Genomic DNA, 4,690 nt, shown 5'->3' with positions numbered 1-4,690 from the left:
TCGTTGCTCACTGCATGGCGGCAGGGCGGTCAGGTTCCCCCAAGGGCTGGCCGCTCGCCCGGCGGATAAGGTCATAACCGAGGCATTGGCGGCGCATATAAAATCAAAAAATGCGAAAAATCTGAGATCCAAAAAATATAACAAAATCAAAAGGTTGCTAGGGGTGGGCCTCCAGCGCCCTCGAAAATGGCCCTCTAGCCGCAAAGTTGCAGCGGAGCAAACATGCACCTAACCCACGGAAACGCTTGAACAATCGCCCTCACTGCATTTTCTGGCCCGTTTTTTCTCTTCTGGCCACCCCAGAACAGGAGTATAATCACCACTAGCTGACCGGCGCGGTTGCCCTCAACACATGTTGCCGGTTCAGGAACTAGCCGGAAGCGTCCGAAACTGCATTCACACCTTCCATCCCCCGGAAAGCGTGAGTGCTTCGTCTTCCGGCTTTCTTTGTGGGAATAACTGTTTCCTGCGATTGCCCCCGCCTGCGAACAGCGGTAATTTTGCCTCGTGTTGCGAACCACACTTTTCTGGAGACTACGTTCGCAATGCGCCTTTCTGATTTCTCATCTTGGCAAGTCCTCCGCGTCACCTGTACGCGCTGCAAACATGCGGTCCTTATGGACCCGAAGACCCTCTATCGCGCCGCGAAAAGCCCCGCGTCGATGAGCTTGAAGGACATAGAACAGAAGCTTCGTTGCACCGCGTGCACCCGCAAAGGCGAGGTCAAAATCGAGATCGGCCCACGGCCCGGTGGGCGTGGCTAGGCCGCTCGCTTAAGCATATGACGAGGTCATCCCATAATTGCCTTTGCATTTGGGACACTTTGACGGATGCCCGGCGGCGCCAATATCTCGGGCTAAATTAATTGCCGAGCCAGCGTCTAAGCATACGGAACAGTATGGGTGCCCTGAGGGCTTGCCATCCTTTTGATCGTAGAACAAGCCATCGACGCGGATCAGGTTTTCGGCCCGAAACTTGAGCGCCGCCTTAGCCTCCGCGAGTTCTTTGTCCTTCTCCCGCACGGTTTCCATGGCGTCGATTAGCCCCAGCTTGGCGTCTGCAAGAGCGCCCGTAATATCCGCGATCTTGAGCTTAAGTTGTGCCTTATCGGCCTGCACGTCGATTGCGGATAATTCTTTTACAAAGCCAAGCGCGGCTGTGATGGCACTGACTGCTCCTGCGATATCCATTTGATACGGCTCCTCGCCCGTTGTTCAGGTCGGCATCATAGCAAGCCCCGCGTCGTGCTCAGCGAAATGATTGCGGTTTCCCACAATATACGCCCGGTGCTGTATTTATTGCTGTAGGGGACAAGTCCGCCTTGGCCTTGCTTTCCAGTATCGTTCCGCTATTGCATCGGGTAGGGCATAAAAGGGGAAAAGATGCTGTGACACTGGAAACATACGATGCAGCGGTAGAATTCTGTTCCGAGTTACCCATCTACTCTTCCTTGGAAGATAAAGCGACCACAGACGGTAGCAGGCTTCTTTGTGAGCAGCTTCGTGATGAGGTGCTGCAATTCGATAGCTATTGCGTGCACTGCAAAATGAATACACCGTTTAGAAGTGCAAGAGTTACTAGTCACCGTATGGAGTGGCTCAGAATAACAAACAATAAGATTGTTGAAGACGGAATATTTACGCTTCACATGCATTGCATGAGGAATTACTACCACATTTATTCTTACGTCTTTAAAGTGGCCGGTGACCGCATTTTTAAGATCGGTCAATATCCCTCGCTGGAGGACATAGCGCGATCCGACATGGAGAAGTATCGCGACGTACTGGACGCAGCGGATTTCTCAGAACTGCACCGTGCGGGTGGGCTCATAAGTCATGGTGTCGGCATAGCTGCGTTCGTCTATCTGCGCCGTATTTTCGAGCGGCTTATTTATCGCCACCACGACGCTGCCTCCCCTGCTTGTCGGCAACGGCGCGATCTATGGCATCTTGAGCAAAGGCATCCACGAGCTAGATGAAGCTGACTGCAAGCGCTTCTATCCAATTATGCATGCCGTTATTGTCGCTATCCTCGAAGAGGACCTGCAAGCACGCCTGAAAGCAAAGTCGCGGGAAGCGCTCGAAAAGGCACTCGGAGCCGTCTCGACCGAGATCGGAACCAAGAAGGCGGCAAAGCCGTGAAGCGGCGCGGGGCCTCTAGCACTTCCCCTTCTCGCGTGGACTTCCGACCGGCCAGCGGATAACAATGCTCCATGTTGGAGCATCCATTCCTCATTGCTATTGGTGTGATCGCGCTCGCCCTCGGAATAGTCTTGGCGCTCTACTCGCGGCCAGAATGATACTCGGATGAAAGTTCTAGCGGCGGTCTCTAGCCGCTTAAAAAACGGCTTTTCCCGCACTAATGTCCCGATGTCCTTCTGGGTGTCAGGGGGCCAAGACAGGGGGACAAGCTAAGTCATTGATATATAATCAGAGGGACAAAAAAGTGTGTCTAGAGAAGAGGGTATTTTTAGCCCTATTTCTCATGTCCCTCTGACCCTGTTTTCTTGTCCTTCTGTGTCCGCAACTTCCACCTCCAGACGGGCTTCCCGTCCTCCCAAGTCTGTACGCTGTCGGCAATCGGGCGTCCTGTCTTGCCTCCGAGCTTCGCCCGCTTGAGCGTCTTTATCACGATGCCTGCTTTGATGGCCTCGGCTTCCACCTCTGTTGCGAGGACCGGCCCGTTGCGCAAGATGGTCCTGATAAACATCAAAGCCTCGGCTTCTTTCGCGCCTGTCGGCTTATCTAGGCCGCTTTCAAGATCAACGACCTCCCCAAAAACCAGACGACTTGAACCATCGAAAGGCTCAATTTTGTATTCAATGGCCGGGCCAAGGGGACCGTAGTTGTTTTTCATTTGCTGGAAAAACGTCTTTCCCTGCTCCTTGTACATAATGATCGTGGATCGAGCCGCGTTGGTCATATCGACCGTACCGGACAGGGCGTGCATATTATCCAGCCCCTTCACCGGCTTCTTGGAGTGAGCCACCACGGCAATGGTGCAATGATGCTTTTTGGCCAGCGCCTCCAGCTTCTCTAGAAGCCCACGAACTTCGTTCGCCTTGTTCATATCAATGTTGGCCCCAGCGATGGAGACCCACGGATCAAGCGTCACCAGTATCGCGCCGGTCGCAATGATAAGTTCTTCGAGGTCTTTGAAGCCCTGAGGGGTGAGCTTAAATGGCTTGTCACCTACAAACACCTTGTGCATGTCTGCGCCAGCAGCGATCAAGCGAGGTCTGATTTGCTCTTCAGCGTCATCTTCCGTCGAGATCATGATTGCCATTTGTGGTTCGCGTATCGTCTCTTCGTCCTGCCAAGGGAAAAGCGTTCCGGTCGAGACCGTGGACCCAAGAAGCGCGGTGATGTGCGATTTGCCGATGCCGCCAAATCCATAGATCATTACGAGATGACCGACGGGGATGTAGGGATGCCATAACCATTGGGTCCCTTTGCCTTTTGGAATGTCAGAAGCGCGCCGAACACCCATCCTCTCAAGAATGGAGAGCTTGGCTTTATTCTTATTCGCAGGCGTGGGCTTGGCGTAGCTGTTCCAGTGGAACAGGGCCACGCGGCCATCGACACGGACAATGGCAAAGCGGCGGACGCTCGCCGGAGGATCAAGGCCCAAACCTTGAAATATGGAGGCGAATGCACTATATTTGTTTGTAGACACTAACATGGAATTTGATCTTTCTTTCTGTTGGTGTTTCGAACCTTTTACGGAGGTTCGTTGCTGAATATCGACTGATTGGCCTCGCCCTAAAGCGGGGCCTTTTCCTTATCGTTTATATGGTGCTTCTATTGGTCGCAGACAAGGTGGCACAAAGATTGCATCAGAGGCCCGTACAGAGGCTTTTGCTATGGCGAAGGGAATGACACAGCCACATCGTGAAAACCGCTGTAGCGGCCAGCTGACGGGCTGCAATCAGGCACGGCGACCGGCTTCGGGCTTGCCTATGACGTGGCCCGACCACAGGCGAAGTTGGTAGGCGTCCATATCTAGCTGAGGGGGCCTGCGGTAGAAGACCGTAGAGGCTTGGCGCTCTAGGATGGCCAGTTGCTCTTGCTGCTTGCGCCATTTGTCGGCGAGCTCTTCGACCTGTTTTAGGATTTCCGGCTGGTCGAGCTCGCGAGCTTCGTCCCTGAGCTTTTCAAAGCTCTCTTCGGTCATCTCGTCCCATTCGTCGGTGGACGTGATTTGTGCGTTGTCGGTGTTCTGATTTTCAGTGTTCATTGAAATGGCTTTCTACGGCTTGAGCCGTGGTTAGGGCAGTGTAGAGGGGAGATTGTGCCAGCTGGGATTGCAGGCGCTGGTTGCGGCGTGCACGGCGTTCGCGTTCGGCGACGGCACGTTGTTTTTGCTTGTCGCCAGTGGCCAAGAGATTTGCGTGGACGTGGCTTAGGCGTTCGACATTCCATTGAAGGCCAGCGGCAAGCGGTACAAGCACGCGAGGGCGACTGTCGCCGTCGATTGCACCAACGATGCGCGGCGGACCTTTGGAGGCTTGCCAAAGGTGATAGAGACGGGCAACCGAGATATCAACTGCCCGGCAAAACTCCCGGACAGTGACGGTTTTGGTAGGCTGGATCATGGGGAAAGTTCCTTCTAAACGTTATGTTATACTGTATCATATATGCAACAGGTGTGCAAATAATGGTCCCTGTTGTACTGTAGGATATCCTACAAC

At 53.7% G+C, this 4,690-nt stretch carries 5 protein-coding genes; 1 reads left to right on the top strand and 4 read right to left on the bottom strand.

Annotated elements, in window-relative coordinates; genetic code table 11:
• Window positions 1-773: 773 nt before the first annotated feature.
• The gene (locus ACXJ5O_RS19340) at window positions 774-1,190 is read right to left on the bottom strand and encodes a hypothetical protein (RefSeq protein WP_457301316.1); all 417 of its coding nucleotides are present in this window, start codon (window positions 1,188-1,190) and stop codon (window positions 774-776) included.
• Between the two features lie 759 nt (window positions 1,191-1,949).
• Between ACXJ5O_RS19340 and ACXJ5O_RS19335 the strand changes: the two genes are divergently transcribed.
• A complete protein-coding gene (locus ACXJ5O_RS19335; RefSeq protein WP_457301315.1) occupies window positions 1,950-2,141 on the top strand; it encodes a hypothetical protein in 192 nt (63 codons plus the stop codon).
• Between the two features lie 334 nt (window positions 2,142-2,475).
• Here ACXJ5O_RS19335 and ACXJ5O_RS19330 read toward each other — a convergent pair whose 3' ends face one another.
• The 3 genes from ACXJ5O_RS19330 to ACXJ5O_RS19320 all read right to left on the bottom strand — a co-directional run bounded on the left by ACXJ5O_RS19330 (window position 2,476) and on the right by ACXJ5O_RS19320 (window position 4,594).
• Window positions 2,476-3,570 (bottom strand): AAA family ATPase, encoded by a 1,095-nt coding sequence (locus ACXJ5O_RS19330; RefSeq protein ID WP_457301314.1) that lies wholly within the window; start codon window positions 3,568-3,570, stop codon window positions 2,476-2,478.
• Between the two features lie 357 nt (window positions 3,571-3,927).
• A complete protein-coding gene (locus ACXJ5O_RS19325) occupies window positions 3,928-4,236 on the bottom strand; it encodes a hypothetical protein (protein WP_457301313.1) in 309 nt (102 codons plus the stop codon).
• On the bottom strand, window positions 4,226-4,594 hold the full coding sequence (locus ACXJ5O_RS19320; protein ID WP_457301312.1) for a hypothetical protein: 369 nt from the start codon (window positions 4,592-4,594) through the stop codon (window positions 4,226-4,228). The genes ACXJ5O_RS19325 and ACXJ5O_RS19320 overlap by 11 nt, the downstream gene beginning before the upstream one ends.
• Window positions 4,595-4,690: the final 96 nt, after the last annotated feature.

It is taken from the genome of Phyllobacterium sp. P5_D12, assembly GCF_054049495.1.
The sequence above is the reverse complement of the archived record's forward strand: the minus strand, read 5'-3'. Positions and strand labels throughout refer to the sequence as shown.

Excerpts from the sequence above, each read along its gene's own strand:
- ACXJ5O_RS19340 (WP_457301316.1), bottom strand. The coding sequence starts at position 1,190 with ATGGATATCGCAGGAGCAGTCAGTGCCATCACAGCCGCGCTTGGCTTT.
- ACXJ5O_RS19320 (WP_457301312.1), bottom strand. The coding sequence starts at position 4,594 with ATGATCCAGCCTACCAAAACCGTCACTGTCCGGGAGTTTTGCCGGGCA.
- ACXJ5O_RS19325 (WP_457301313.1), bottom strand. The coding sequence starts at position 4,236 with ATGAACACTGAAAATCAGAACACCGACAACGCACAAATCACGTCCACC.